Here is a 26,957-nt window from a genome sequence, read left to right as displayed (position 1 = left end):
GCCTGGGGCGGGTTTGGCGCGTTTCGACTCCTCGCTGCGCTCGTCGCTCAACGAGCGAGGGGTGGGCTGTGCTCGTCGCTCAACGAGCGAGGGTGGGCGGGATCAGCCCCGGGGGACGCGGTCCGCGAGGATCGCCAGGCGCTTGCCGCCGACCCGGGTGAGCAGCAGCGTGGCGGATTCCGGGCCCTTCAGCGCGAGGCGCTTGCGCAGGGCGGCCGGGTCGATGTCGACGCCGCGCTTCTTGATCTCGAGCGTGCCGATGCCGCGGGCACGCAGGGCCTTCGCCAGCGGCTTCGGATCGGCGGGCAGCGTCTCGCGCACGCGGAACGACGACACGAACGGGCTCGTGGCCGGCGCATCCCCCGTGAGGTAGGCGATCCCGGGCGCGATCGGTCCCGCCTCCAGCGCGCGGGCGACGTCGCCGACGAGCCGCGCCCGGATGATCGCGCCCTCCGGCTCGTGGACGAACGCCGACAGCTCGCGGACGTCCTCATCCGGGGTGTCCGCCGACGCGGTGAGCTCGTGCGCGGTCTCGCCGCGCAGCACAAGCGCCGACCTTCCCACGCCCGGTCGCGCGAGCGATCCGGTCCACACGACGAGCTCGACGGTCGAGCCGTCCACGCTGATCCACTGGGTCTCGACGCCGTCGCCCGCGGGCAGCGCCTCGCGGTCGTGGCCGGGCCCGAGTTTCACACCCGCCGGCATGCGCGCGGCCAGGTCGAACACCCAGTCGAGCGGAGGGGAGTAGTCGGATGCCGCGACGCGCGCGGTCTCGCCGTGTCCGGCGGTGCGGCGGGCCGGATCGAGCCAGACGGCGTCCACGTCGGCGAGGTCGACATCCTGCGCGAGCGCCGACCGCACGGCGACATCGGCGCCGAACGGCGCCAGGTTGTACGCGGCGAGGGCGGCAGTGACGGGATCCGCGTCGACGGCGAGCACGCCAAGGCCCACCGCGGCGAACGCGAGCGAATCGCCGCCGATGCCGCATCCGAGGTCGGCGACCCGGCCGATCCCCGCCCCCCGCATCCGATGCGCATGATGGGCGGACACGCTCATCCGCGTCGCCTGCTCGAGGCCCGCGCGGGTGAACAGCATGCGCGACGCGAACTCGCCGAACTTCGCGACCGCGCGCTCACGCAGGCGGGCCTGCCCGACCACCGCGGACACCAGCTCGGGGGAGTGCCCGGCGGCGCGAAGACGCGACACGGTGCGGGCGACGTCGTCGGCCGATTCCGTGGCGCCGAGCGACTCGAGCAGCGCGAGCCCCTCCCGGGTCAGCAGCGCATCGAGCTCAGCGGAATCCATCCGTCCAGCGTAGGCGCGCCGCCGCGCGACCCAGTGCTGGCACTCGCGTTGCATGAGTGCCAGCGAGCCTCCTACACTTGCAGTTAGCACTCTCCGGGGGAGAGTGCGAAACAGTCTTCCCGTACGAAGCACAGGAAAGAAGAGGTACACCGTGTCGGTTTCCATCAAGCCGCTCGAGGACCGCATCGTCATCAAGCAGGTCGAGGCCGAGCAGACCACCGCGAGTGGTCTCGTCATCCCCGATACCGCGAAGGAGAAGCCCCAGGAGGGTGAGGTCGTCGCGGTGGGCCCGGGTCGCATCGACGACAACGGCAACCGCGTTCCGCTCGACGTCGCGGTCGGCGACCGCGTGCTCTACAGCAAGTACGGCGGCACCGAGGTGAAGTTCGGCGCCGACGAGTTCCTCGTTCTCTCGGCGCGCGACGTCCTCGCCGTCGTGGTCCGCTGAGACGCACCGCAGTTCTTCGAGAGGCCCGGATCTTCGGATCCGGGCCTCTTTCTTATGCCGCGCGCTGATCGATCACTCGCCCGACGCTTCGCGTCGGGACTCGCGATCGATGGGCTGTCGCTTCGCTCCATCCGGGCGCGCTGGTTGGCCGCGTCCGCGGCACGCTCACTTCGCTCCCAAAGGGGCACAGCGGGCGGTGATCAGGATCGATCGCTCCCGCCGACGCTCCGCGCCGGCGCTCGCGATCGATGGGCTGTCGCTTCGCTTCATCCGGGGCGCCCTGGTTGGCCGCATCCGCGGCGCGGTCGCTTCGCTCCCACATGGGGTGCTCTGGTGGGCGCCTTGTGCCTGCAGCTCCGCGCCGCTCCGCGCGGGGTGCGGATGGCAGTCAACGTGCGAAGGATGGCGGTGACGCCGCGGCCGCGTGTCCGATGTGGGACATAGGCTGACTCGGTGAGCCGCGCAACTCCCGTTCTTCCCGCACCCGTCCGCGCAAAGGGCGACGGAGAGACCGCCGGCACCCTGTACTCGCTCGGCGCGTACGTGCTCTGGGGCATCCTGCCGCTGTACTTCGTGGCGCTCGCCCCCACGGGCTCGTGGGAGGTCGTCGCCTGGCGCGTTGTGCTGTCGCTCGTGTTCTGCGCGCTGCTGCTGACCGTCACCCGCGGCTGGGCGCGCTTCGTCGCGGTGCTGCGGCGCCCGCGGCTGGCATTGCTGATGGGGCTCGCCGGCGTGCTCATCTACGTCAACTGGCAGGTCTTCGTCATCGCGACGCAGAGCGATCAGGTGCTCGAGGCGAGCCTCGGCTACTTCATCAACCCGATCACCACCGTGCTGCTGGCGGTGCTGGTGCTGCACGAGAAGGTCCGCGTCCTGCAGTGGACGGCGATCGGCGTCGCGGCCGTCGCGGTCATCCTGATCATCGTCGCCTACGGTCGCGTGCCCTGGTACGCGCTCGCGCTGACCGCCTCCTTCGGCGTCTACGGCCTCGTGAAGAAGCAGGTCGGCGGCACGGTCGACGCGATCAGCGGCCTCGCCCTGGAGACCCTGTGGCTGGCGCCGATCGCGATCGCGCAGCTCGGGATCATCGCCGCGACCACCGGGATCACGCTCGGCACCGCGGGAACGTGGCACACGATCCTGCTGCTGTCGGCGGGAGCCGTCACCGCGATTCCGCTGCTGCTGTTCGCCGCCGGATCGAGCCGCGTGCCGCTCGCCACCATGGGGATGCTGCAGTTCGCGGGCCCCATCCTGCAGTTCATCGTCGGCGTCGCCATCCTCCACGAGCCGATGCCCGCATCCCGCTGGATCGGCTTCGCGATGGTCTGGGTCGCGTGCATCCTGCTGACGATCGATCAGATCCGCCACAGCAGGCGCCCTCGGACGGCGCCGGTGGTGATCGACGGAGGGCTCTGAGGCGCCGGATCGACCGCCGGAAGTCAGGTTGCACCGCAAGGTGACAACTCTGGTAACGATTTGATCCCGAAAGACATCACAGTCTGCTCAGATGGGCTGTGTAAAACACTGCGGAAACAAATCGGAGGTAGATTCCGTCCATTACCCGCGGCCGTCTGAACGCTCCCTGGGCGTGCAGTCACCAGTCCCTCATCCGCGGGTCCTGACGAAAGGACGGAACCACCATGGTTCGATCCCGGAAGCTGATCGGCGCCCTTGCCCTCACGGGTGCCGCAGCTCTGACCCTTGCGGGCTGCGCCACCGGCGGCGGCGGCACAGCCACCGAGGACCCCTCGGCGGGCCCGGCTGAGCCCGGCGGCGATCTCTCGCTGAAGATCGCCACCGCGCTGCCCGTCACCGGTTCGCTCGCGTTCCTCGGCCCGCCCGAGATCCAGGGCGTGAACTACGCGCAGTCGCTCATCAACGAGTACACCGAGGAGACGGGCCTGGAGCTCGATGTCGTCCACGGTGACTCGGGTGACCTCGACAACAAGAAGTACGAGTCGGAGATCCCGCGCCTGCTCAGCGAGGACCCCGCGGCCATCATCGGCGCGGCCTCGTCGGGCGTCTCGCTGCAGTTCATCGACCAGGTCGTCGGCGCGGGGGTCATCCAGTTCTCCCCCGCCAACACGTCGGACGCGTTCACCACGTACGACGACAACGGTCTCTACTTCCGCACCGCGCCTTCCGACGTGCTGCAGGGTGAGGTGCACGGCAACTTCCTCGGCGAGCTGGGCCACCAGACGCTCGGACTCATCGTGCTGAACGACGCCTATGGCACCGGCCTGGCGAAGTACATCACCGAGGCGTTCGAGGGAGCCGGCGGCGAGGTCGTCGCCAGCGAGACCTTCAACCCGGGCGACACGTCGTTCGACTCGCAGATCGCCGCTGTGCTGGCCGAGGACCCCGACGCCATCACCGTGATCTCGTTCGACGAGGCGAAGACGATCCTGCCGAGCCTCATCGAGAAGGGCTTCGACGCCGAGAACCTCTTCCTCGTCGACGGCAACATGGCCGCCTACGACAAGGACTTCCCCGCCGGTCTGCTCGAAGGAGCCAAGGGCACCTACCCCGGCCCCACGCCGGACCAGGTGCAGGAGTTCGTCGACGGCCTGAACGCCTTCGTCGAGGAGTCGGGCACCGAGGCGCTGTCCGACTACACCTACGCGCCGGAGTCGTTCGACGCGGTCAACCTGATCGCGCTCGCGTCGCTGGCAGCGCAGTCGACCGAGCCGGCCGACATCGCCGAGAAGCTGGTCGAGGTCTCGGGCGGTTCGGGCGAGGGTGAGAAGTGCACGTCGTTCGCCGACTGCGCCGACATCATCCTCGGCGGCGGTGTCGCCGACTACGACGGTGCCTCGAGCCCGGTCACGTTCGACGAGGTCGGCGACCCGACCGAGGGCATGATCAACATCTACGAGTACGGCGCCGACAACAAGTACGTGCCGTACGAGGGCTGACCCCTCACCCGCGAAGCGCCCCGCCTCCCTCGGGAGGCGGGGCGCTTCCCGCTTTCCGCACGAGGCCGCCTGCGCACGCGCGAGCCGACGACGGCAACGCGAGAGCCCCGGCCCTGATGGGCCGGGGCTCTCGCAGTGCGGGTCAGGCGCCGAGCGTGCCGAGGTAGAGCTCGGTGACCTTCGGGTCCTTCAGCAGCTCTCGACCTGTTCCGGTGTAGGCATCGCGGCCCTGGTCGAGCACATAGCCGCGGTCGCAGATCTGCAGGCAGCGGCGAGCGTTCTGCTCGACCATGATGCAGGTCACGCCCGCTTTGTTGATCTCCGAGACCCGCAGGAACGCCTCATCCTGACGCACCGGCGAGAGGCCCGCGGACGGCTCGTCGAGCAGCAGGACCTTCGGGTCCATCATCAGTGCTCGTCCCATCGCCACCATCTGGCGCTCACCGCCCGAGAGGCCGCCCGCGCGCTTCTTCAGGCCGCCGCCCTTGGCGAGGTCGGGGAAGATGCCCATCACGAAGTCGACCCGCTCGGCGAACAGCTTCGGCTTCTGGAAGGTGCCCATCTGCAGGTTCTCCTCGATGGTGAGCGAGGGGAAGACGTTGTTCGTCTGGGGGATGAAACCGACGCCCTTGGCGACGAGCTTGTCGGCCTTGAGCCCGGTGATGTCCTCGCCGCCGAGCGTGATGCGCCCGCCGCGGATCTTCACCTGGCCGAAGATCGCCTTCAGCAGCGTCGATTTGCCGGCGCCGTTCGGGCCGATGATCCCGATCAGCTCGCCCCTGTGGGCGGTGAGGGTCGCACCGTTCAGGATGTTCACTCCCGGCAGGTAGCCCGCGTGCACGTCATCGACGAAGACCACGGGATCGCCCTGCGTCTCGGCGCCCTGGGGCGCTGTTGCGGTCTGCTCGCTCACTTGCTCTCCTCCTTGCCGAGCTCGGCGGACGCCTCGGCCTCGATGACCGCGAGATCGACGGCGGCCGAGGCCGCGGCGTCGGTGGTGGGATCGGCATCGATGACCGCGATACGACCCGTCACGACGCCGAGGTCGAGCTCCTGGTGAGCGCCCAGGTAGGCGTCGATCACCGCGGGGTTCTTCATGACCTCGTCAGGCGCGCCCTCGGCGACGACCTTGCCCTCCGCCATCACCACGACCCAGTCGGCGATGTGGCGCACCATGTGCATATCGTGCTCGACGAAGAGCACGGTCATGCCCTCCTCCTTGAGATCCAGGATGTGATCGAGCAGCGACTGCGTGAGGGCCGGGTTGACGCCGGCCATCGGCTCGTCGAGCATGACGAGCGTTGGGTTCGACATCAGGGCCCGCGCCATCTCGAGCAGCTTCTTCTGGCCGCCCGACAGTCCTGCTGCGAGGTCCTCGCGCTTCGCATCGAGCTTGAACTTCGCGAGCAGCTCGTCGGCCTGCGCCTCGATCTCCTGATCCTGCTTCCGCCACAGGGCGGGGATCAGGCCCTGCCAGAAGCGCTCGCCGACCTGGCCGGGGCGGCCGAGCTTCATGTTGTCCATGACGCTGAGGCGGCCGAGGGCCTTGGTGAGCTGGAACGTGCGGACGAGGCCCAGGCGGGCGACCTTGTGCGCGGGGACGTGGGCGAGGTCCTTGCCGTCGTAGGACCACGTGCCGGTGTTGGGCTTGTCGAAGCCCGTCAGCAGGTTGAACAGAGTGGTCTTGCCCGCGCCGTTCGGGCCGATGAGGGCCGTGATGGCGTTGCGCGGGATCTCGAGGTGCTCGACGTCCACGGCTGTGAGGCCGCCGAACGTGCGGGTGACGTTGTCGGCCACGATGATCGGGTCGACCTTCTTCACGCCCGGAGTGGCCTCGCCCTCGTGCAGACCGGTCGTCTTCGGCCGCTGCACGGGCGCTGTCATGGGGTTGCGGTCATCGGACAAAGGTCAGCTCCTTCTTGTCGCCGAGGATGCCCTGCGGCATGAAGACGACGAGCAGCATGAGCGCGACGCCGACCAGGATGTAGTGCAGTGTTCCCGCCTGGCTGTCGGTCATGAAGGGGAGGATGCCTGCCTTGGCGAGCGCCGGCAGGAGGTTGGTGAGGAAGGTCTGCACGAGCCAGAAGATCAGCGAGCCGAGCAGCGGGCCGAAGACCGTCGCGGCGCCGCCGAGCAGCAGAGCGGTCCAGACGAAGAACGTCAGCGACGTGACGTAGACGCCGGGGTTCACGGCGGACGGCAGCGCGTAGACGATGCCGCCGGCGGCCATGATCACGCCGCCCAGCACGAGCGACTGCATCTTGTAGGAGAAGACGTTCTTGCCCAGTGAGCGGATCGCGTCCTCGTCCTCACGGATGCCCTTCATCACGCGGCCCCAGGGGCTGCGCGTGAGCATCCAGACGACGAGGGCGGCGAACGCGAGCGTCAGCAGGCCCATGATGCGCACCCACCACTGCGTCTCGTTATAGGTCCACGGGCCGAAGCCGTAGGTGCCCTCCGGGATGGGGTTCATCTCGCGGAAGCTGGCGTGGTAGCCGGCCAGGCCGTCGGCGGATCCGGTCACGGAATCGAACGCGGTCGTGAGGAAGAAGAGCCGCAGCACCTCGGCGGCCGCGATGGTCGCGATGGCGAGGTAGTCGCCGCGCAGCCGCAGCGTCGGGATGCCGAGGATCAGCGCGAAGATCGCCGCGGCGACGAGGCCGACGAGCGCGGCGAGCCACCACGGGAAGCCGAACGTCAGAATCGAGATCGCGTAGCCATAGGCGCCCAGGGCCATGAATCCCGCCACGCCCATGTTCAGCAGGCCGCCGAAGCCGAAGTGCACCGCCAGGCCGAGTGCGGCGAGGGCGTAGGCCATCGTCGCGGGGCTGAGGATCGAGGACAGTGTGTTGTCGAAGATCTGAGACCAGTTCATGAGCGGCCCTTATCCGATTCGCTCGCGGCGGCCGAGGATGCCCTGCGGCCGGACCAGAAGGATGATGATCAGGACCACGAGCGCGCCTGCATATCGCAGGTCGGCGGGGATCCAGAGGCTCGACACCTCGACGAGGAGGCCGATGACGATCGCGCCGACGAGAGCGCCGAAGGCGGTGCCGAGACCGCCGAGCGTCACCGCGGCGAAGACGAGCAGCAGCACCTGCGCGCCCATGTCCCACCGGATGCCCGGGCGGTAGTAGGCGTACAGGATGCCTGCGAGGCCGGCGAGCGCGCCGGAGATGATCCAGACGACGCGCACGACATGGTCGACGTCGATACCGCTCGCGGCGGCAAGCGACGGGTTGTCGGAGATCGCGCGGGTCGCCTTGCCGAGGCGGCTCTTCGTCAGCCAGATCGCGAAGCCGATGATGACGACGAGCGAGATGCCCATCGAGACGAGGTCGTTGAGCGTGGTCGACACCGCGCCGAACAGCGGGATCGACACGGTCGGCACCATGGGCGGCAGCTGCTGCGTCCCGCCGCCGATGGAGTACTGGAAGACGTACCGCAGCGCGAGCGAGAGGCCGATCGAGAGGATCATCAGCTGCACCGCGCCGACGCCCTTGCGCCGCAGCGGTCGCCAGATCGCCGCATCCAGGGCGAGGCCGAGCAGGGCGCTCAGGATGATCGCCGCCGGAATCCCGACCCAGACGGGCAGGGCGAGGCTCGCCGGGCCGACCAGGAACAGGGCGGCGATCGCCCCGAAGGTCACCATCTCGGCGTGTGCGAAGTTCGAGATGCCGGTCGTGCCAAACACGAGCGACAGGCCCACGGCCGCGAGGCCGAGCATCAGTCCGAAGTTCAGGCCGATGAAGAGCCGCTGCAGGAACTGGTCGAAGAAGCTCGTGACGTTGCGCTCGCCCTCGCCGATGAAGAAGTTGACCGCCAGGCGACCGCCCGCGCCCATCTCCGCCGTGGTGACGTTGGCGGCACCGTCCTCGTCCGCGTCCTCGATGACGGCGATGCCCTCGGGAAGGGTGTCCTCGTGGAGCGTGACCGTGTACTCGACGCCCTTCTCGGGCACCTTCACGGACCAGCGTCCCTCCTCGTTCGTCTCGACCTCCTGCGCGCCGCCGGGACCGTCGATCGTCAGGGAGACGCCCTCGAGCGGATCCCCGTCGAGCTGCACGTTGCCGCTCACGGTGAAGGGGTCGCCCTCGGCCGCGTGCGCCGCCGTGGGCAGCAGCAGCGAGGCGAAGAGCGCGGCGAGGAAGGTCGCAAGAGCGACGATCACGCCGGATCGGATACGCCTCGGGTAGGCGATTCTGGGGTTCATTGATCCTCCGGTCCGCGGGCGGCGGGTGGGGTTGCGCCGCACCGAGGTGCATGAACGGGTCGTTCAAAGGTAAGACCCTAATGTGTCGCGTTCGTTTCCGGCACGTCCCGGACCGTCGACGTGAGCATTCTGCCTATCGCAGTCCGCTCACCCTCGAGCGATCTGCATCCGGAATATCTCCAGGCCGCGGAGCCTTAGAATCCGTATACGGGGGAGGATGGCACACCCTGCCCCTCCCGCGAAACGAGCTCACAAAGATCGCTGCGATCCCAAATCGCTCCAAGCGGGAGAACGCCATGACTGACTACGATCCTTTCGGCTTCGTCGGACTCACCTACGACGACGTGCTGCTTCTGCCCGGTCATACGGACGTGATCCCGAGCGAGGCCGACACGTCCTCGCGGCTGACGCGCAACATCCGCGTCGCCGCTCCGCTGCTTTCGAGCGCCATGGACACCGTCACCGAGGCCCGCCTCGCGATCGCGATGGCCCGCCAGGGCGGCATCGGCATCCTGCATCGCAATCTGTCGATCCAGGATCAGGCGAGCGCGGTCGACCGCGTGAAGCGCAGCGAGTCGGGGATGATCACCGACCCGATCACGACGCACCCGGACGCGACGATCGAGGAGGTCGACGCGCTCTGCCGCAAGTACCGGATCTCGGGTCTGCCGGTCGTCGACGAGGAGAACCGCCTCGTCGGCATCGTCACCAACCGCGACATGCGGTTCGTCTCCGACTTCGAGCGCACAACAACGCTCGCCAAGGACGTCATGACGGCCGAGGGTCTGGTCACAGGCCACGTGGGCATCTCGTCCGAGGAGGTCGTCGCGCTCTTCGCGAAGCACCGCGTCGAGAAGCTGCCGCTCATCGACGACGAAGGCAAGCTCGCGGGCCTCATCACCATCAAGGACTTCGACAAGAGCGAGAAGTACCCCAACGCGACGAAGGACTCGCAGGGCCGCCTCCGCGTCGGTGCCGCGATCGGCTTCTTCGGCGACGCGTGGGAGCGTGCCGAGGCGCTGCGCGACAAGGGCGTCGACGTCATCGTCGTCGACACGGCCAACGGACAGTCGCAGGGCGTGATCGACATCGTCAAGCGCCTCAAGGCTGACCCGAGCTTCGCGCACATCGACGTCATCGGCGGCAACGTCGCCACCCGCGAGGGCGCGCAGGCGCTGATCGACGCGGGCGTGGACGCGGTCAAGGTGGGCGTCGGCCCGGGCTCGATCTGCACCACCCGCGTGGTCGCGGGCGTGGGCGTCCCCCAGGTCACGGCGATCTACGAGGCCTCGCTCGCCGCCCGTCCGGCCGGTGTGCCGGTCATCGCCGACGGCGGCCTGCAGTACTCCGGCGACATCGCCAAGGCTCTCGTCGCGGGCGCCGACACCGTCATGCTCGGATCGCTGCTCGCCGGCACCGAGGAATCGCCCGGCGACGTCGTCTTCCAGGGCGGCAAGCAGTTCAAGCTGTACCGCGGCATGGGCTCGCTCGGTGCGATGCAGACCCGCGGCAAGCAGACCTCGTACTCGAAGGACCGCTACTTCCAGGCGGATGTGCCGAACGACGACAAGCTGATCCCCGAGGGCATCGAGGGACAGGTTCCCTACCGCGGCCCGCTGTCCGCCGTCGTGCACCAGCTCGTCGGCGGCCTGCGCCAGTCGATGTTCTACGTCGGCGCGCGCTCGATCGAGGAGCTGAAGGCCCGCGGCAAGTTCGTGCGCATCACCTCGGCCGGGCTCAAGGAGTCGCACCCGCACGACGTGCAGATCGTGGTCGAGGCGCCGAACTATCGTCGCTGACGCTCCGTTAGCTCGGCTTTCTTTTCTCTCACGCCGGCCGCATCCGCTCGGGCACCGCTTCGCGGCGCCACTCGCGGCTGCGGACGCTGTCGCTTCGCTCCATCGGGGGGCGTGAGGTGGCGGGCGCATGAGCGCCCGCACGCTCGCGCGCGGGGCGCGCTCGCACATGGGGGACACCTGTAGTGCCGTCGCGGCATGCGTCGGGGTGAGGAGATTCGGGGTGGGGAGGACGGATTCTGCTGATTCCTCCTCTGGAGGCCGGATCTCCTCTGGAGGCGGCGGGTGGGGCGGACTAGCGTGACCGGCATGTGCCGGAACATCCACACCCTTCACAACTTCGAGCCCGCGGCGACTTCGGACGAGGTGCATGCCGCGGCACTGCAGTATGTGCGCAAGATCGCGGGCACGACCAAGCCCTCAAAGGTGAACCAGGCGGCCTTCGACGAGGCCGTGCACGAGGTCGCGCACATCACGCAGCACCTGCTCGACGCGCTCGTCACCACCGCGCCGCCAAAGAACCGCGAGGTCGAGGCCGAGAAGGCGAAGGCGCGCGCCGCCGGTCGCTACGCTGCTTAGTTTTCTCACGCCTCCCGCATCCGCTCGGGCACCCGCTGCGCGGATGCCGCTCGCGTCTGCGGACGCTGTCGCTGACGCTCCATCGGTGGGTGAGGCCAGATCGGTTATCGAGCGAGCGGAGCGAGTCGAGATGACGGGCTCGCACTGCCGCACGGATTCGGCGCCGGTCGCTTCGGCTCGCATCCGCTCGCTCAGCAACCGATGGGTCACGGACGGGGGAGGCGGCCGAAGGCGCGCCCGATAGGCTAGAGCGGTGACGACCGAGATCGAGCTGGGCCGCGGCAAGCGCGGACGACGGGCATACGCGTTCGACGACATCGCGGTGGTGCCCTCGCGACGCACCCGCAACCCCGAGGACGTCACGACCGACTGGTCGATCGACGCCTTCCACTTCGACATCCCGGTCATCGGCGCGCCGATGGACTCGGTCGTCAGCCCCCGCACCGCGATCATGCTGGGGCAGCTCGGCGGGCTCGGCGTGCTCGACCTCGAGGGCCTCTGGACGCGCTACGAGGATCCCGAGCCGCTGCTCGCCGAGATCGCCTCGCTTCCCGACGAGGTCGCGACGAGCCGCATGCAGCAGCTGTACTCCGAGCCGATCAAGCCCGAGCTCGTCACCGCACGCATCAACGAGATCCGCGCGGCGGGTGTCACCGTCGCCGGTTCGCTCACGCCGCAGCGCACCCAGGAGCTCTACCAGACCGTCGTCGCGGCCGGCGTCGATCTCTTCGTGATCCGCGGCACCACGGTCTCGGCCGAGCACGTCTCGAGCGTCGCCGAGCCGCTGAACCTCAAGAAGTTCATCTACGACCTGGATGTGCCGGTCATCGTCGGCGGTGCGTCGACGTACACCGCCGCGCTCCACCTGATGCGCACGGGGGCGGCGGGCGTGCTCGTCGGCTTCGGCGGCGGAGCCGCGTCCACGACGCGCGCGACGCTCGGCATCCACGCTCCGATGGCGAGCGCGGTGGCGGATGTCGCCGGCGCGCGCCGCGACTACCTCGACGAGTCGGGCGGGCGCTACGTCCACGTGATCGCCGACGGCGGCGTCGGCACCTCGGGCGACCTGGTCAAGGCGCTCGCGATGGGCGCCGACGCGGTCATGCTCGGCGTCGCTCTCGCGCGTGCGACGGATGCCCCCGGCAACGGCTTCCACTGGGGCCCCGAGGCGCACCATGCCAAGCTGCCGCGCGGTCGCCGGGTGCGCGTGCCGCAGGTCGGCACGCTCGAGGAGATCCTGTACGGCCCCGCCGCGCAGGCGGACGGCACCGCGAACCTGATCGGCGCGCTGCGCAAGTCGATGGCCACGACCGGGTACTCCGACCTGAAGGAGTTCCAGCGGGTCGAGGTCGTCGTCGCTCCGTATGACCACCGCTGACCCCACCGGCGGGCGCATCCCGCGGACGCTGCGGAGGCGAACGACGTGAGCGATCCGGCACAGTCCCCGGCGCCCGACGAGCTTGTCTTCCCGCCGACGCTGCGGGAGGTCCTGCTGCGGCCGCGGTGGCTGCTGCTGCTGCTATTCGCGCTCGCGGTTGCCGGCGTGTTCGCATGGCTCGGCCAGTGGCAGCTCGCCAGCGCGATCGACACGGATCCGGTTCCCGAGGGCGCGACCGAGGAGGTCCGGCCGCTCGAAGAGGTCGTCGAGCCGGGCGAGTACCTCGAGGAGCCGCTCGTCGGCCAGCGCGTCGAGGTCGCCGGAACCTGGGTTCCGGGTGATTTCATCGTCGTCTCGTCGCGGTTCAACGACGACGTCGAAGGTTTCTGGGTCACGGGCCAGCTCCGCGTCGAGGCCGAGAACCCGACCGCGATCGCCGTCGCGGTGGGCTGGGCGCGCGAGCGCGATGCCGCCGACGCCGCGGTCGCCATCCTGAACGAGTCCGCGGCGGATGCCGATCCGGTGCCGCTCACGGGGCGTGTCATCTCGGACGAGGGCCCCGCCCTGCCGCCCGCGGGCGCGGATCCGCTCGAGCAGACTCGGATGTCGCCGGCCGCCCTGCTGAGCCGCTGGCATGAGCCGGACGGATCCCCGCTCGCCGCGATCGACGTCTACCGTCCGTATCTGACCTCGACGGATCCGACCGGCGCGCTTGCCGACGCGGGGCTTGATCCGATCTCGTCGCCCGCCCCGGAGCTGGCGAGCCCGATCAACTGGCTCAACATCTTCTACGCCGTCGAGTGGGCGGTGTTCGCGGGCTTCGCCTTCTACCTCTGGTACCGGCTCGCGAAGGACGCCTGGCAGCGCGAGGTCGAGGAGATCGAGGGCGTCGACCCCGACGAGGAGTGAGGCCGGGCGCTCGCTTCCCCTGCCTCGCTGCCGAAACGTTTCATATCCGCTCTTGACGGGGCTCCTCCTGCGTCGCTAGCTTGACCGGCAAGCGCTTTCCGCGCGCGGTGCGATGACGCACGTCCCCCTCGATCGGAGCTGATGTGATGGGCAGGAACCAATCCGCCGGCGTGCCCGCCGGCACTCCCGCAAGACGGACCCCTCTGCGCGCCGCCGCGCTGGGAGCGTCGATCGCCGTGGCGCTCGGCTGCATCGTCGCGACACCCGCGACCGCCGCGGCGACAGCCACGCCCGCCGAGACGGTCGCCGCGGGGCAGCCCGTGCGGTTCGACTTCGGGCCCGGCGCGGTCGCGTCCGGGTACACGCCCGTGACGGCCGGGTCGGCCTACTCGCCCGAGAGCGGATTCGGCTTCGCCCCCGGTGGCACGGTCACCGAGACCGACCGCGGCGGCGACCCCCTCAGGGGCGACTTCGTGACGGCCGGCGGCGCGAGCTTCGTCGTCGACCTCGCGAACGTCGACTACACGGTCTCGATCGTCGCGGGCGACACCGGCGCCGCCACCGAGATCGCCATCGCGAGCGAGCAGATGGGCAAGGTGCAGACCACGTCCCGCGCCGCGGGCCAGTTCCTCGAGATGAACTACGACATCGCCCTCGTCGACGGGCAGCTGTCGTTCGATTTCAGCGGCGCGGCCGCGAACATCAATGCGATCGTCATCACGCCGCAGCCCGCGCGCGAAGCGGCGCCGACGCCGACCGCCTACCTCACCGGCGACTCGACCGTGCAGACCTACGACCCTTACTGGGAGCCGCAGGCCGGCTGGGGCCAGATGCTCGACCAGTTCCTCACCGACGCGGTCGCGGTCGACAACCACGCGATCGGCGGACGGTCGTCGCGCACGTTCGTGACCGAGGGTCGGCTCGACACCGTGCTGCGCTCCGTGCGGCCCGGCGACTACGTGTTCGCGCAGTTCGGGCACAACGACGCGACCGTGTCGGTGCCCGAGCGCTACACCACGCCCGAGCAGTTCCAGGGCTACCTGCGCATCGTCGTCGAGGGTGCGCGCCAGCGCGGCGGCACGCCCATCCTTGTCACACCCGTCAACCGCCTCGACGTGAACCCGACGACGGGCGAGTTCAACGAGAGCTTCCCCGAGTACGTCGCGGCGATGAAGGCCGTCGCGACCGAACTCGACGTCCACCTCGTCGACCTGTCGGCATCGAGCCGCGCGTACCTGAACGAGATCGGCGCCGAGGCGGCCGAGTCGGTCTTCCTCCACGCCGAGCCTGGCGTGTACCCGAACCGGCCCACGGGCGTGCAGGACAACACGCACTTCCAGGAGTACGGCGCGATCCAGATGGCGCGGCTGGTGGCGCTCGACGTCGCCGAGCTCGGCCTGCCGATCTCCGAGGCCGTCGAGGTGACAGTGCCCGACGCGCTGCCCGAGGCGGTGACGGGTCTCGCCGTCACCGAGACGTCGAGCTCCTCGATCTCGCTCTCGTGGGACGCCGCGGCGGGCGCCGACATCTACCGCATCTACCGGAGCCCCGTCGGCGCGGGTGAGTTCGCGCTCGCGGCGACCTCGACCGTGCCCCAGAAGTCGATCGGATCGCTCGCCGAGGGCGGCGCCTACGACTTCCGGGTCACCGCGGTGAACGGCCTCGGCGAAGGGCCCGCCAGCGACACCGTGTCGGCGACGACGCGCTCCGCGGCGTACCGCTACGACTTCCAGCCCGCCGGTGCGCCCGTCGGAGCCGGGTACACCGAGGTCAACCGCGGCACCGTCTACTCGGCCGAGCGCGGCTACGGCATCGTCGACCCGACCGGCATGATCGATCGCGACCGCGGGGCGTCCGCCGGTGACGCGGTCGCGCGCGACTTCGTCGCCTACTTCAACGGGCGCTACGAGTTCGCCGTCGACGTGCCGAACGGCACCTACTCGGCGACCGCGACGGTCGGCGACCTCCTCGGCACCGTGCGCACCAACGTCGAGATCGAGGGCCGCGACTACGGCGGCATCTCGGTGAGCCGCGGCACCCGCACGCAGGCGTTCGACGGCATCACGGTCGCGGACGGTCAGCTGAACACGGCGATCACCGGGGCGACCGGCCACCTGAACGGCCTGACGCTCACGCCCATCCTCGTCGCGCCCGCCGAGATCCGACTCGACGACCTCGCCTTCGACGGGGCAACGGCGCGGGCGTCGCTGTCGTGGGACGCATCCCCCGAGGCCGCGGCCTACCGGGTGTACCGCACCGCCCCGGAGGGCACGGTGCTCGTCGGCGAGACCGAGGGCACCTCGTTCGTCGACGACACCGCGCAGCCGGGCTCGACCGTCACGTATGCGGTCACGACCGTCACGGCGCGCGGCGCCGAGTCGGTCCCGTCGGTGGGGGTCGAGGCCGCCATCATCGATCCGGATGTCGCCCCGCCGGCCGCCCCGACGGGGCTCGCATACGGGGACGTGCAGAAGAACTCGGTCGCCCTCACCTGGGACGCGACCGACGGAGCCCTGTTCTACCTCGTCAGCCGCGCCGACAAGAACGGCGACTTCCACGTCATCGGCCGCGCGGACGAGGCCGCCTACGTCGACGAGGACGTCCTCACGACCGTCGCATACACCTACCGCGTGCAGGCGGTGAACGCCGGCGGCGCCTCCGATGCATCCGCGACCGTCACGACCCCCGCGGTCACGACGCTCGACCGAGCCGCCGAGCGCCTCGACCGGGCCCCTGTGGCGGTCGCGCAGGACGGCGGCGTGTACCTCGGGTGGCGCCTGCTCGGCGACGACCCGCAGGATGCGCAGTTCCACGTCTATCGCGACGGCGCGCGCATCACGGAGGAGCCGGTCACCGGATCGACGAACTACGTCGACGCCGAGGGGACGGCCGACTCGACGTATCGCGTCGCCGTCATGCTCGACGGCGCACCGATCTGGGCGACCGAGGAGTTCACGCCGTGGGGCGACCAGTCGCTCGACATCCCGCTCGACAAGCCTGCCGATGGATACACGAAGGACGGCCAGCCCTACTCGTACCGCGCCAACGACGTCTCCGTCGCCGACCTGGACGGCGACGGGCAGCTCGAGTACGTCGTCAAGTGGGATCCGACCAACTCGAAGGACAACTCCAGCGCGGGCTACACCGGCAACGTGTACCTCGACGCGTACGAGCTCGACGGAACGAAGCTGTGGCGCATCGACCTGGGAGTCAACATCCGGGCCGGCGCGCACTACTCGCAGCCGATGGTCTACGACCTGGACTCGGACGGCCGCGCGGAGCTCGTCGTGAAGACCGCGGACGGCACGAAGGACGGCACCGGCGCGGTGATCGGCGATGCCGGCAAGGACTGGCGCAACTCGTCGGGCTACATCCTGACCGGGCCCGAGTACCTCACGGTGTTCGAGGGGACCACGGGCCGCGCGGTCGACACGATCGACTACGTCCCCGGCCGCGGCGACGTCGGCGCGTGGGGCGACACCTACGGCAACCGCGTCGATCGCTTCCTCGCCGGCGTCGCCTATCTCGACGGCGAGCATCCCAGCGTGATCTTCTCGCGGGGCTACTACACCCGCGCGGTGGTCGCCGCGTTCGACTTCGACGGTGAGAACCTCACGCAGCGGTGGGTGTTCGACTCGTCGCAGAAGGGCAACGGCGGCTACGCCGGGCAGGGCAACCACAACCTGACCGCGGCGGATGTCGACGCCGACGGCAAGGACGAGATCGTGTTCGGATCGGCCACGATCGACGACGACGGCACGGGCCTGTATGCGACCGGGCTCGGTCACGGGGATGCCCTCCACGTGAGCGACTTCGATCCGTCGCGCCCCGGCCTCGAGGTCTACGCGGTGCACGAGGACATGGGTGCTTCGGGCAACCGCGGAGCCACGTACCGTGACGCCGCGACCGGCGAGGTGCTGTGGGGCGTTCCCGCCGAACGGGACACGGGCCGGGGCGCGATGGCCGACATCGATCCGCGCTACGACGGCGCTGAGGGATGGAACATCGGCGGCACGGCCGCGTGGGACTCTCGCGAGGGCACGATGCGGAACGTCTCCGGTGAGGAGATCTCCACGTCCATCCCGGCCGCGAACTTCGTGGCGCAGTGGGACGGCGATCTGCTGAGCGAGATCGTGGACCACCGCTTCGACACCGCGACCCGCACGGGCGCGCCCGTCGTGTCGAAGTGGGACTACGAGAACGGGGCCGAGGTGCCGGTGTTCGAGCCCGAGGGTGTCGTCACGAACAACGACACCAAGGGGAACCCCGCGCTGCAGGCGGACCTGCTCGGCGACTGGCGCGAGGAGCTCGTGTACCGCACGACCGACTCGTCCGCGCTGCGGATCTTCACGACGACCGACGTCACGGAGCACCGCCTGCGCACGCTGCTGTCGGACTCGCAGTACCGCCTCTCGGTCGCGTGGCAGGCGGCCGCGTACAACCAGCCGCCGCACACGAGCTACTACCTCGGCGAGGGGATGGCGACCCCGGCGGCGCCGCGCCTCGCGTACACGTCGGACGCGCCGGCGCCCGAGGTCGCACCGGGACCGGCGACCGCCGTTCCCGCGAAGGGAGTGCTGTCGAGCACGAGCGGATGGGAGCACGGGCTCCGCGGCGGCGACTACACCGTCACGATGGACCTCTGGCACGGGCAGAACGCCCACACCATCCGGCTCTACGAGAACGGCGAGCTGGTGACCGAGGCGTTCCTCGAGGACGCCACGCCCACGGCGCAGCGGTTCTCGTTCGAGGTGACGGGGCGCACGAACGGCACGTATGAGTACACGTGCGAGCTCGTGAACCAGCACGGCACGACGCCGTGCAAGCCCGTCACAGTGAAGGTGACCGATGCGAACCCCGCGAAGGCCGTGCTGTCCCACGACAACCACGACCGCGACGGTGCCTACACCGTCACGGCGAACCTCTGGTGGGGGACCAACGCCACCTCGTACCGCCTGTACGAGAACGGCGAGCTGATCGACGAGCAGGAGCTGTCCGCCGCGACCCCGCAGGCGCAGACCGCGTCGACGGAGATCAGCGGTCGCGCATCCGGCGAATACCGGTACACGGCGGTGCTCGCGAACGGCGCCGGCGAGACCGAGACGAAGGAGATCACCGTCACCGTGAAGTGAGCGGGCGAGCACGGACCCCGGAGCGATCCCGGGGTCCGTGCCGTGTCCGGGCGCGGATCGGACGCACAGTCGCCGCCGATAGACTTGACCTCATGCCGCAGCCGAAGCTCGCCACGTTCCCGCAGATCCGGGGCGCGCTGCGGTTCTACCAGATCTGCTCGGTGATCACCGGCGTCGGCCTCCTGCTGCTGTGCGCCGAGATGGTCCTGAAGTACACGCCCCTGGCGGTCGAGCTGTTCTTCCTCGACTCGCACGGCCTGTTCGCGTTCCGCGAGGTCGTGCCGCAGGGCGATGAGCTCGTCTCGACCGGCGACGGCGTCAACCTGTCGCTCGGCATCCTGATCGTGCACGGCTGGTTCTACGTCGTGTACCTGTTCGCGTGCTTCCGCGTGTGGAGCCTGATGCGCTGGCCGTTCCTGCGCTTCATCCTGCTCGCCGGAGGCGGCGTCATCCCGTTCCTCTCCTTCTTCATGGAGTTCTACGTCGCTCGCGACGTGAAGCGCTATCTGGCCGAGCGCGAGACCGCGGCCGCCGAGAAGAGGGCCGCGAAGGCCCAGGAGGTCGCTTCGTGACCGAAGCTGCAGATGTCTCTCACGACACCGCCCAGCGGCCGGTGCTTGTCGTCGACTTCGGCGCCCAGTACGCGCAGCTGATCGCGCGCCGCGTGCGCGAGGCCGGCGTGTTCAGCGAGCTGATCCCGCACACCGCCACGGCGGAGGAGATCGCCGCGCACGACCCGGTGGCGATCATCCTGTCGGGCGGCCCGTCGTCGGTGTACGAGCCGGGCGCTCCCTCGCTCGATCCGAAGGTGTTCGAGCTCGGCGTCCCGACCCTCGGCATCTGCTACGGCTTCCAGGTGATGGCCCAGGCGCTCGGCGGCGAGGTCGCCAACACCGGCCTCCGCGAGTACGGCGCGACCGACGCGGCGCTCGTCGGCGACGGCGGTGTGCTGCTCGGCGGTCAGCCGGCCGACCAGAACGTGTGGATGAGCCACGGTGACCAGGTCGCGAAGGCCCCCGAGGGCTTCCAGGTGCTCGCGTCGACCGCAGCCACGCCGGTCGCGGCGTTCGGCAACGCGGAGAAGTGCTTCTACGGCGTGCAGTGGCACCCCGAGGTCAAGCACAGCGACTACGGCCAGAAGGTCATCGAGAACTTCCTGCACAAGGCCGTGGGCCTTCCCGCCGACTGGAACGCCGGCAACGTCATCGCCGAGCAGGTCGAGCGCATCCGTCAGCAGATCGGATCCGCCCGCGTCATCTCGGCCCTGTCGGGTGGCGTCGACTCCGCCGTGTCGACCGCGCTCGTGCACAAGGCCGTCGGCGACCAGCTCACCGCCGTGTTCGTCGACCACGGGCTGCTGCGCAAGGGCGAGCGCGAGCAGGTCGAGAAGGACTACGTCGAGTCCACGGGCGTGCGCCTGATCACGGTCGAGGCCGAGGACGTGTTCCTCGGCCACCTCGCGGGCGTCACCGACCCCGAGGAGAAGCGCAAGATCATCGGCCGCGAGTTCATCCGCGCCTTCGAGAAGGTGCAGAAGGACCTGATCGCCGAGGCGAAGGCCGAGGGCGAGCCGATCAAGTTCCTCGTGCAGGGAACGCTCTACCCCGACGTCGTCGAGTCAGGTGGCGGCGCCGGCACCGCGAACATCAAGAGCCACCACAACGTCGGCGGCCTTCCGGAGGACCTCGACTTCGAGCTCGTTGAGCCCCTGCGCACGCTGTTCAAGGACGAGGTCCGCGCGATCGGCCGCGAGCTCGGCATCCCCGAGGCGATCGTCGGACGCCAGCCGTTCCCCGGCCCGGGACTCGGCATCCGGATCATCGGCGAGGTCACCCGCGAGCGCCTCGACATCCTGCGCGAGGCGGATGCGATCGCGCGCGAGGAGCTGACCAAGGCCGGCCTCGACGGCGAGATCTGGCAGTGCCCGGTCGTGCTGCTTGCCGACGTGCGCTCGGTCGGCGTGCAGGGCGACGGCCGCACCTACGGCCACCCCGTCGTGCTGCGTCCCGTCTCGAGCGAGGACGCCATGACCGCCGACTGGACGCGTCTTCCCTACGACGTGCTGTCGAAGATCTCGAACCGGATCACCAACGAGGTCCGCGAGATCAACCGCGTTGTGCTGGACGTCACGTCCAAGCCGCCGGGGACGATCGAGTGGGAGTGATCCCCGCTCGACTCGCACGGCGAGGATATCGAGTGGGAGTGATCCCCGCTGAAAGGCCGCCCTTCGGGGCGGCCTTTCGCGTTGTGGGGGCTCTTCGGCGCCCGGCGGGAGGAGATCCGGCGGGCAGAGGAGGATTCGGCTCCGATCCTCCTCGTTTCGCCGAATCTCCTCGCGTGGGCTCCAGCCCGCCGGTGGTTCGGGCCGTTTCGACTCGTCGCTGCGCTCCTCGCTCAACGACCGAGGGGGATGCGCTCCTCGCTCAACGACCGGGGGAGGATGCGCTCCTCGCTCAACGACCGGGGGAGGCTGCGCTCCTCGCTCAACGACCGAGGGGGTGATCAGCCGCGGTCGGCGACCACCCGGTCCGCCAGGCCGTACTCCACGGCCGCCTGGGCGGTGAAGACCCGGTCGCGGTCGGTGTCGTGGCGCAGCTGCTCGCGGGAACGGCCGGTGTGGATCGCGAGGATCCCCTCGAGGTCGCCCCGCACGCGCACAAGCTCGTCGGCGTGAAGGATCAGATCGGGGATCGCGCCCCGGCTCTGCGCGCCCGGCTGGTGCAGCACGACCCGCGCGTGCGGCAGGATGGCGCGCCGCCCGGCGGCTCCCGCCGCGAGCAGCACCGCGCTCGCCCCGACCGCCTGGCCGATGCAGGTCGTCGCGACGGCGGGGCGGATGAAGCGCATCGTGTCGTGGATCGCGAGCGCCGCCTGCGGGTCGCCGCCCTCCGAGTTGATGTAGAGCTGGATCTCCCGGTCGGGCGCATCCGCCTCGAGGTGGAGCAGCTGCGCGATCAGCGCGTTCGCGACGCCCGCGTCGATGCCCGTGCCGAGGTAGACGACGCGTTCGGTCAGCAGCTGTGAGTAGACGTCCATGATCCGCTCGCCGCGCGCATCCCGCTTAATGACGTTGGGGATCGTGTAACTGGATTTCGACTCGGTCACTTCGTTCCCTCGCTCAATCTGGTCGCTTCGCGACACATCATGCCGCCACCTCCGCGCCGAGGCCGATCCTGCTGCGCTGACGCGGCATCAGCTCGTCGAAGCCCTTCACGATGCCGTCGATGAATCCGTACTCGAGCGCCTCGCGGGCCGTGTACCAGTGGTCGTGAAGCGAGTCGTCGAACACGCGCTCGATCGGCTGTCCCGTGTCCTCGGCGATGAGCCCCAGCACGGTGTCGCGCATGTGCCGAAGGTCGTCCGCCTGCAGCTCGACGTCGGCCGCGGTGCCGCCGATGCCGGCCGAGCCCTGGTGGAGCAGGATGCGCGCGTGCGGCAGCGCGCGCCGCTTGCCGGGGGTGCCGGCCGACAGCAGGAACTGCCCGGCGCTCGCCGCCATCCCGATCGCGAGCGTCGACACGTCGCACGGCACCAGCCGCATGATGTCGCGGATCGCGAGCATGGACGGGACGGATCCGCCGGGAGAGTGGATCCACAGCGCGATGTCCGTCGCGGGGTCCTCGGCGGCGAGGGCGAGCAGCTGCGTCGCCAGCAGCGTGCCGTTGTCGTCGTCGAGCGGGCCGTCGAGCATCAGCACGCGGCGGTGATACAGCTCGCGTCTCGCCTCGGCGGTGAACTGGGGGATCTTCGCTTCGTCTGCCATGCCCCCAGCGTGCGATGGCGGGGCAACCGGCGGGCGGGAATCGGCCCAGGGCGGATCAGCCCTCGGCAGAGCGCCGCGTCAGGCCGCGAGAGCCAGGGCCTGCGGCCCGCCCGACAGCGACGGCGCGGAGGCGGGCGCCGACCGGCGCAGGTCGTCGGCGACGCCGGCGGTGAGGTCGAGCAGGCTCTCGCCCAGGGCCCCGAGCACCGCCGCGATCATCTCGCTGGAGGCCTCCTTGCGCCCGCGCTCCATCTCGGAGAGGTACTGCACCGAGATGCCGGCGCGGCGCGCGACCTCCGCGAGCGTCTCGCCGCGCTCGCGGCGCGCTCGCCGCAGCCGCTCGCCGACGAGGTGACGCCACAGCGGATCGGGCTCGGCGAAGGACGGACGCTCGGACGGCAGGGGAAGCAGCTCGGCCATGCCCTCACGCTAGGCATCCGCCCGGCGGGGCGCATCCCGTTCCGCCCAGAGCAGAACGGGCGCCGGCGCACTGACCGCGCCACCGAGGACATATGCTTAGGGTCGCCTAACTCCCGACCCGACAGGAGCAGACGTGGCCTTCAGCGACGCCCGGAAGACCCGTGGCCTCTACCGCGCCGAGGTGCTGCGCCGCGAGAGCGTGACGCCGCACATGACGCGCGTGACGTTCCGCGGCGACGAGCTGCGCGCGCTGCCCCAGCACGGGTTCGACCAGTGGTTCCGCCTGTTCCTTCCGCGCGAGGACGGCACGACCGACTTCGACGCCGTGCCCGAGGGCTTCGGGATGGCGGGCTACCTGAAGTACATGATGGCGAACGCGCACACGCGTCCCCTGTTCCGCAATTACACCGTCCGGACGCATCGTCCCGACGTGGGCGAGCTCGACGTCGACTTCGTCGCGCACGGCGATGGCGGCATCGCAGGGCCCTGGGCGCAGCGCGCCGAGCCGGGGGAGCGGGTCGTGCTGCTCGACCAGGGCCGGGGCTTCGAGGTGCAGCCCGATGCCGCCTCCCACCTGCTCGTCGGCGACGAGTCGGCGCTGCCGGCCGTGCTCGGCATCCTGCGCGACCTGCCGCGCGACGCGACCGGCGTCGCGCTGATCGAGATCCCGGATGCCGCCGACGCCCAGCACGTCGAGGCCCCGGCCGGCTTCGAGGTGCGCTGGCTGCCGCGCCCCGACCCGCACTCCCAGCCGGGGGTGCTCGCGCTGCGTGAGCTGGAGGCCTTCGCGCCCCTCGACCCCGCCTCCCTGTCGGCGTACCTCGCGGGAGAGCAGAGCCTCGTGGCGGCCGGGCGGCGCCACCTCGTCGGCATCGGCGTGCCCAAGCAGCGCATCGTCTTCACGGGCTACTGGCGCGTGGGCCGGGCCGGCTGACCTCACTGCGCGCGCCGGGGCGCCGTGAGGGACGCGTCACCCGCTGTAACGAGATCGGTGCGGTGCACGAAACGCGCGTGGGGGAGCCTGGGAGCACCCGTCCCCGAGGAGTCGCCATGTCGTACGTGAAGCCCGCCGAACTGATCACCGCGATGATCGATGCCGGCGAGTCGAAGATCCTGATGTCGACGCGCGACACGCTCATCCGCGCGTTCATGGGCGGGGCGACCCTGACGATCGCCGCCGCGTTCGCCGTGACCGTGTCGACCAACACCGGCCAGCCGCTGATCGGCGCGCTGCTGTTCCCGGTCGGCTTCGTCCTGCTCTACCTGCTCGGCTACGACCTACTCACCGGTGTGTTCACCCTCGCGCCGCTCGCCCTGTTCGACCGCCGCCCCGGCGTCACCCTGGGCGGCATCGGCCGCAACTGGGGGCTCGTGTTCCTCGGCAACTTCGGCGGCGCGTTCACTGTCGCCGTGCTCATGGCGATCTACTTCACCTACGGCTTCACCACCGAGCCGAGCGCCGTCGGGCAGGCGATCAGCGAGATCGGCCACGGCCGCACGGTCGGCTACGCCGAGCACGGCTTCGGCGGGATGCTGACGCTGTTCATCCGGGCGATGCTCTGCAACTGGATGGTGTCGATGGGCGTCGTCGCCGCGATGATCTCGACCTCGGTCACGGGCAAGATCATCGCGATGTGGCTGCCTATCATGCTCTTCTTCTACATGGGCTTCGAGCACTCCATCGTGAACATGTTCCTGTTCCCCGCCGGCCTGCTGCTCGGCGCCGACTTCACGCTGATGGACTACCTGATCTGGAACGAGATCCCCACGGTCCTCGGCAACCTCGTCGGCGGTCTGACGTTCGTCGGCCTGATGATCTACGCCACCCACGGGCGCACCGCTCCGAAGCGGGTTGTGCTGACGCGCCCCAACGGCAAGAGCTTCGCCGCCTCGCCCACTCGCGTCCCCGAGGCTCTCGCCGCTTCGCAGGGCGAGCACCGCGACTGATCCGCCGGTCTGAGGCTTTACGGAAAACCCGAAAGGGGATGTCCGGATCCCTCGGTGGGGCCGGTGGCACGCGAGTCCTAGCTTTGACTCATGACCACTCCGGCCCCCTCCACTGAGGCCCCTCACACCCCGGGCGCTCCGTCGCCGGGCCCCGCCGCCCGTCGGCGCCTGCCCGACCACTCCTCGCCCGCCCGCCTCGCCGGCGCCATCGCGCAGCTCGCGGCCCTCGGCATCATCGGCCCCGTCGTCGCGACCATCGCCGGCATCCTGCTGAGCGTCGGGATCGGCCTGCTGCCGGTGTTCGGCATCGGCTTCGTCTTCCTGCTCGGCTTCGTCTACCTGCTGTACGCGGTCGGATGGACCGAGACGGCGCGCATCGACGGACTGTACGGCGTCGGGCTGCCGTCGCTGCGGGCCCGCCGCGCACCGCGACCGGGCTTCGGCGGCTTCCTGCGCATGGTGTGGCAGCAGCTGATCGACGCTCCGATGTGGCGCGCGATCGCCAACGCCGCGATCGCGGTCATCCTGGGCATGATCACGCTCGGCCTGTTCCACGCGCTGATCTCGTCGATCGCCCTCGCCTTCGCGCCGCTGTACGCCCGCGACGGCGTGACCACGTTCTATGACATCGACGTGATCGCTGCGTGGGCTCCCGTGGCGGGGATCCTCCTCGCCCTCCTCTCGGCCGCCGCGCTGATCGGCATCGCGCTGCTTCACGGGGTCCTCGCCCGGGCGATCGTCGTGCCGACCCGCGAGGCGCAGCTCGCCGAGCAGGCCCGGGTCTCCGACGTGCAGCGGGTCGGCGCGCTGCGCGCCTCCGAGGTGGAGCGCACCCGCATCGAGCGCGACCTCCACGACGGCGTCCAGCCGAGGCTCGTGTCCGTCGGGATGACGCTGGGCCTCGCCCAGCAGAAGCTCGAGGACGACCCGGTCGCCGCACGCGCCCTGATCGAGGAGGCGCACACCTCCACCAAGGCGGCCATCACCGAGCTGCGTCAGCTCGCCCGCGGCATCCACGCCTCCGTGCTGGATGACCGGGGTCTGGACGCGGCGCTGTCGGCACTCGCCGGGCGATCCCACATCCCCGTGCGGCTCGACGTCCGCATCGACGGCCGCTGCAGCCGCGACGCCGAGGCCGCCGTGTACTTCTCGATCGCCGAGTCGCTGACGAACGCCGCCAAGCACTCCCGGGCGAGCGAGTGCCGGGTGACGGTGCGCCGGCGCGACGACGGCACGCTCTGGGCCCGCGTCGAGGACAACGGCCTCGGCGGCGCCAGGGTGCTGCCGGGCGGCGGCCTCGACGGCATCTCGAACCGCGTGCTCGCAGCGGGCGGCACCATCCGCCTCGACAGCCCCCAGGGTGGCCCCACCGCGCTGGAGGTGAGTGTCCCGTGCGCATCCTGATCTGCGAGGACTCGGTCCTCCTGCGCGAAGGCCTCGTGCGCCTGCTCGAGGACGGCGGTCACACCGTCGTCGCCGCCCTCCCCGACGCCACCGGTCTGCCGGAGGCGGTGGACGAGACGGATCCCGAGCTCTGCATCGTGGACGTTCGGCTCCCGCCCACGTTCACCGACGAGGGGATCCGGGCCGCCGTGCAGCTGCGCACCCGGCGCCCCGAGCTTCCGGTGCTGGTGCTCTCGCAGTACGTCGAGGAGCGCTACGCGAGCGAGCTGATCGCCAGCCAGGCGGCGCCGCAGGCCGGCGCCTCCCGCGGCCAGGGCGGCGCGCTCGGCTACCTCCTGAAGGATCGCGTGGCGGACGTCGGGGAGTTCCTCGACTCGATCGAGCGGATCGGGCAGGGCGCCACTGTGCTCGACCCCGAGGTGGTCGCCCAGCTGCTGACCCGCCGTCACGAGGACGACCGGATGTCCCGCCTCACCGAGCGCGAGCGCACCGTGCTCGCGCTGATCGCCGAGGGGAAGTCGAACCAGGCGATCGCCGGGATGCTCTTCCTCTCCGAGGGAAGCGTCGAGAAGAACATCACCGCCATCTTCCAGAAGCTGGGCCTCGAGCCCGACGAATCCGGCAACCGCCGCGTGCTCGCGGCCCTTGCGCACATCGAGAGCAGCGGCGGATCGCCGCAGACAGGAACGGCACGATGAACACCACGGTCACCCCGCCGCCCCCGGCGCAGACATCCGCGCCGCAGAAC

The 26,957-nt window shown here is 70.1% G+C and carries 22 protein-coding genes; 14 read left to right on the top strand and 8 right to left on the bottom strand.

Annotated features, from left to right (window positions below):
• Positions 1 to 102: 102 nt before the first annotated feature.
• Complete coding sequence (locus IR155_RS12745; RefSeq protein WP_135115202.1) at positions 103 to 1,305, bottom strand: class I SAM-dependent methyltransferase; 1,203 nt, start codon at positions 1,303 to 1,305, stop codon at positions 103 to 105.
• A gap of 151 nt (positions 1,306 to 1,456) precedes the next feature.
• On the opposite strand from IR155_RS12745, the gene groES reads away from it, so the two are divergent.
• The 3 genes from groES (at position 1,457) to IR155_RS12730 (ending at position 4,668) form a co-directional block, all read left to right on the top strand.
• On the top strand, positions 1,457 to 1,753 hold the full coding sequence (gene groES / locus IR155_RS12740; protein ID WP_017203655.1) for a co-chaperone GroES: 297 nt from the start codon (positions 1,457 to 1,459) through the stop codon (positions 1,751 to 1,753).
• 453 nt (positions 1,754 to 2,206) lie between these two features.
• Positions 2,207 to 3,169 (top strand): EamA family transporter RarD, encoded by a 963-nt coding sequence (gene rarD / locus IR155_RS12735; RefSeq protein WP_135115201.1) that lies wholly within the window; start codon positions 2,207 to 2,209, stop codon positions 3,167 to 3,169.
• Between the two features lie 224 nt (positions 3,170 to 3,393).
• Positions 3,394 to 4,668, top strand: a complete 1,275-nt coding sequence (locus IR155_RS12730; protein ID WP_135115200.1) for an ABC transporter substrate-binding protein — start codon at positions 3,394 to 3,396, stop codon at positions 4,666 to 4,668.
• A 142-nt stretch (positions 4,669 to 4,810) separates the two neighbouring features.
• Here the strand turns inward: IR155_RS12730 and IR155_RS12725 are convergent, their stop codons facing one another.
• Genes IR155_RS12725 through IR155_RS12710 form a run of 4 tightly spaced genes read right to left on the bottom strand, consistent with a single transcriptional unit; the run spans position 4,811 to position 8,881 of the window.
• A complete protein-coding gene (locus IR155_RS12725; protein ID WP_135115199.1) occupies positions 4,811 to 5,581 on the bottom strand; it encodes an ABC transporter ATP-binding protein in 771 nt (256 codons plus the stop codon).
• Positions 5,578 to 6,552 carry an ABC transporter ATP-binding protein gene (locus IR155_RS12720; protein ID WP_135115206.1) on the bottom strand — a complete coding sequence of 325 codons (975 nt, stop codon included), beginning with the start codon at positions 6,550 to 6,552 and terminating at the stop codon, positions 5,578 to 5,580. Before IR155_RS12720 ends, IR155_RS12725 begins: the two co-directional genes overlap by 4 nt.
• A gap of 10 nt (positions 6,553 to 6,562) precedes the next feature.
• A complete protein-coding gene (locus tag IR155_RS12715; RefSeq protein WP_135115198.1) occupies positions 6,563 to 7,543 on the bottom strand; it encodes a branched-chain amino acid ABC transporter permease in 981 nt (326 codons plus the stop codon).
• A gap of 9 nt (positions 7,544 to 7,552) precedes the next feature.
• A complete protein-coding gene (locus IR155_RS12710; protein WP_194210336.1) occupies positions 7,553 to 8,881 on the bottom strand; it encodes a branched-chain amino acid ABC transporter permease in 1,329 nt (442 codons plus the stop codon).
• Positions 8,882 to 9,177: 296 nt separating this feature from the next.
• Here IR155_RS12710 and guaB point away from each other — a divergent pair, with 296 nt between their 5' ends.
• From guaB to guaA, 7 genes are all read left to right on the top strand, one after another.
• Entirely contained in the window at positions 9,178 to 10,680 is a 1,503-nt protein-coding gene (gene guaB, locus IR155_RS12705) for an IMP dehydrogenase (protein WP_135115197.1), read from the top strand.
• Between the two features lie 306 nt (positions 10,681 to 10,986).
• The gene (locus tag IR155_RS12700) at positions 10,987 to 11,256 is read left to right on the top strand and encodes a DUF2277 domain-containing protein (protein WP_135115196.1); all 270 of its coding nucleotides are present in this window, start codon (positions 10,987 to 10,989) and stop codon (positions 11,254 to 11,256) included.
• 253 nt (positions 11,257 to 11,509) lie between these two features.
• On the top strand, positions 11,510 to 12,634 hold the full coding sequence (locus tag IR155_RS12695) for a GuaB3 family IMP dehydrogenase-related protein (protein ID WP_135115195.1): 1,125 nt from the start codon (positions 11,510 to 11,512) through the stop codon (positions 12,632 to 12,634).
• A gap of 45 nt (positions 12,635 to 12,679) precedes the next feature.
• Positions 12,680 to 13,543, top strand: coding sequence for an SURF1 family cytochrome oxidase biogenesis protein (locus IR155_RS12690; RefSeq protein ID WP_409366560.1), 864 nt, complete (start codon positions 12,680 to 12,682; stop codon positions 13,541 to 13,543).
• A 146-nt stretch (positions 13,544 to 13,689) separates the two neighbouring features.
• A complete protein-coding gene (locus IR155_RS16270; protein WP_135115194.1) occupies positions 13,690 to 18,675 on the top strand; it encodes a rhamnogalacturonan lyase family protein in 4,986 nt (1,661 codons plus the stop codon).
• A gap of 92 nt (positions 18,676 to 18,767) precedes the next feature.
• The gene (locus IR155_RS12680; RefSeq protein ID WP_135115193.1) at positions 18,768 to 19,247 is read left to right on the top strand and encodes a DUF3817 domain-containing protein; all 480 of its coding nucleotides are present in this window, start codon (positions 18,768 to 18,770) and stop codon (positions 19,245 to 19,247) included.
• Entirely contained in the window at positions 19,244 to 20,839 is a 1,596-nt protein-coding gene (guaA, locus tag IR155_RS12675) for a glutamine-hydrolyzing GMP synthase (RefSeq protein WP_135115192.1), read from the top strand. The genes IR155_RS12680 and guaA overlap by 4 nt, the downstream gene beginning before the upstream one ends.
• Positions 20,840 to 21,177: 338 nt before the next feature.
• On the opposite strand, the gene IR155_RS12670 is transcribed toward guaA, so the two are convergent.
• From IR155_RS12670 to IR155_RS12660, 3 genes are all read right to left on the bottom strand, one after another.
• Entirely contained in the window at positions 21,178 to 21,780 is a 603-nt protein-coding gene (locus tag IR155_RS12670; RefSeq protein ID WP_267899517.1) for a ClpP family protease, read from the bottom strand.
• Between the two features lie 37 nt (positions 21,781 to 21,817).
• Positions 21,818 to 22,438 carry a ClpP family protease gene (locus IR155_RS12665; protein ID WP_135115191.1) on the bottom strand — a complete coding sequence of 207 codons (621 nt, stop codon included), beginning with the start codon at positions 22,436 to 22,438 and terminating at the stop codon, positions 21,818 to 21,820.
• A 78-nt stretch (positions 22,439 to 22,516) separates the two neighbouring features.
• Entirely contained in the window at positions 22,517 to 22,858 is a 342-nt protein-coding gene (locus tag IR155_RS12660; protein ID WP_135115190.1) for a helix-turn-helix domain-containing protein, read from the bottom strand.
• Between the two features lie 133 nt (positions 22,859 to 22,991).
• Between IR155_RS12660 and IR155_RS12655 the strand changes: the two genes are divergently transcribed.
• The 4 genes from IR155_RS12655 to IR155_RS12640 all read left to right on the top strand — a co-directional run bounded on the left by IR155_RS12655 (position 22,992) and on the right by IR155_RS12640 (position 26,907).
• Positions 22,992 to 23,792 carry a siderophore-interacting protein gene (locus IR155_RS12655; RefSeq protein WP_135115189.1) on the top strand — a complete coding sequence of 267 codons (801 nt, stop codon included), beginning with the start codon at positions 22,992 to 22,994 and terminating at the stop codon, positions 23,790 to 23,792.
• 116 nt (positions 23,793 to 23,908) lie between these two features.
• On the top strand, positions 23,909 to 24,805 hold the full coding sequence (locus tag IR155_RS12650; protein WP_135115188.1) for a formate/nitrite transporter family protein: 897 nt from the start codon (positions 23,909 to 23,911) through the stop codon (positions 24,803 to 24,805).
• A gap of 90 nt (positions 24,806 to 24,895) precedes the next feature.
• Positions 24,896 to 26,209, top strand: a complete 1,314-nt coding sequence (locus IR155_RS12645; protein WP_135115187.1) for a sensor histidine kinase — start codon at positions 24,896 to 24,898, stop codon at positions 26,207 to 26,209.
• Positions 26,197 to 26,907, top strand: a complete 711-nt coding sequence (locus IR155_RS12640) for a response regulator (RefSeq protein WP_135115186.1) — start codon at positions 26,197 to 26,199, stop codon at positions 26,905 to 26,907. The genes IR155_RS12645 and IR155_RS12640 overlap by 13 nt, the downstream gene beginning before the upstream one ends.
• The last annotated feature ends 50 nt before the right edge of the window (positions 26,908 to 26,957 follow it).

It is taken from the genome of Microbacterium paludicola, assembly GCF_015235415.1.
Classification (GTDB): Bacteria; Actinomycetota; Actinomycetes; order Actinomycetales; family Microbacteriaceae; genus Microbacterium; species Microbacterium paludicola.
This window is presented reverse-complemented; position numbering and strand designations above follow the sequence as displayed.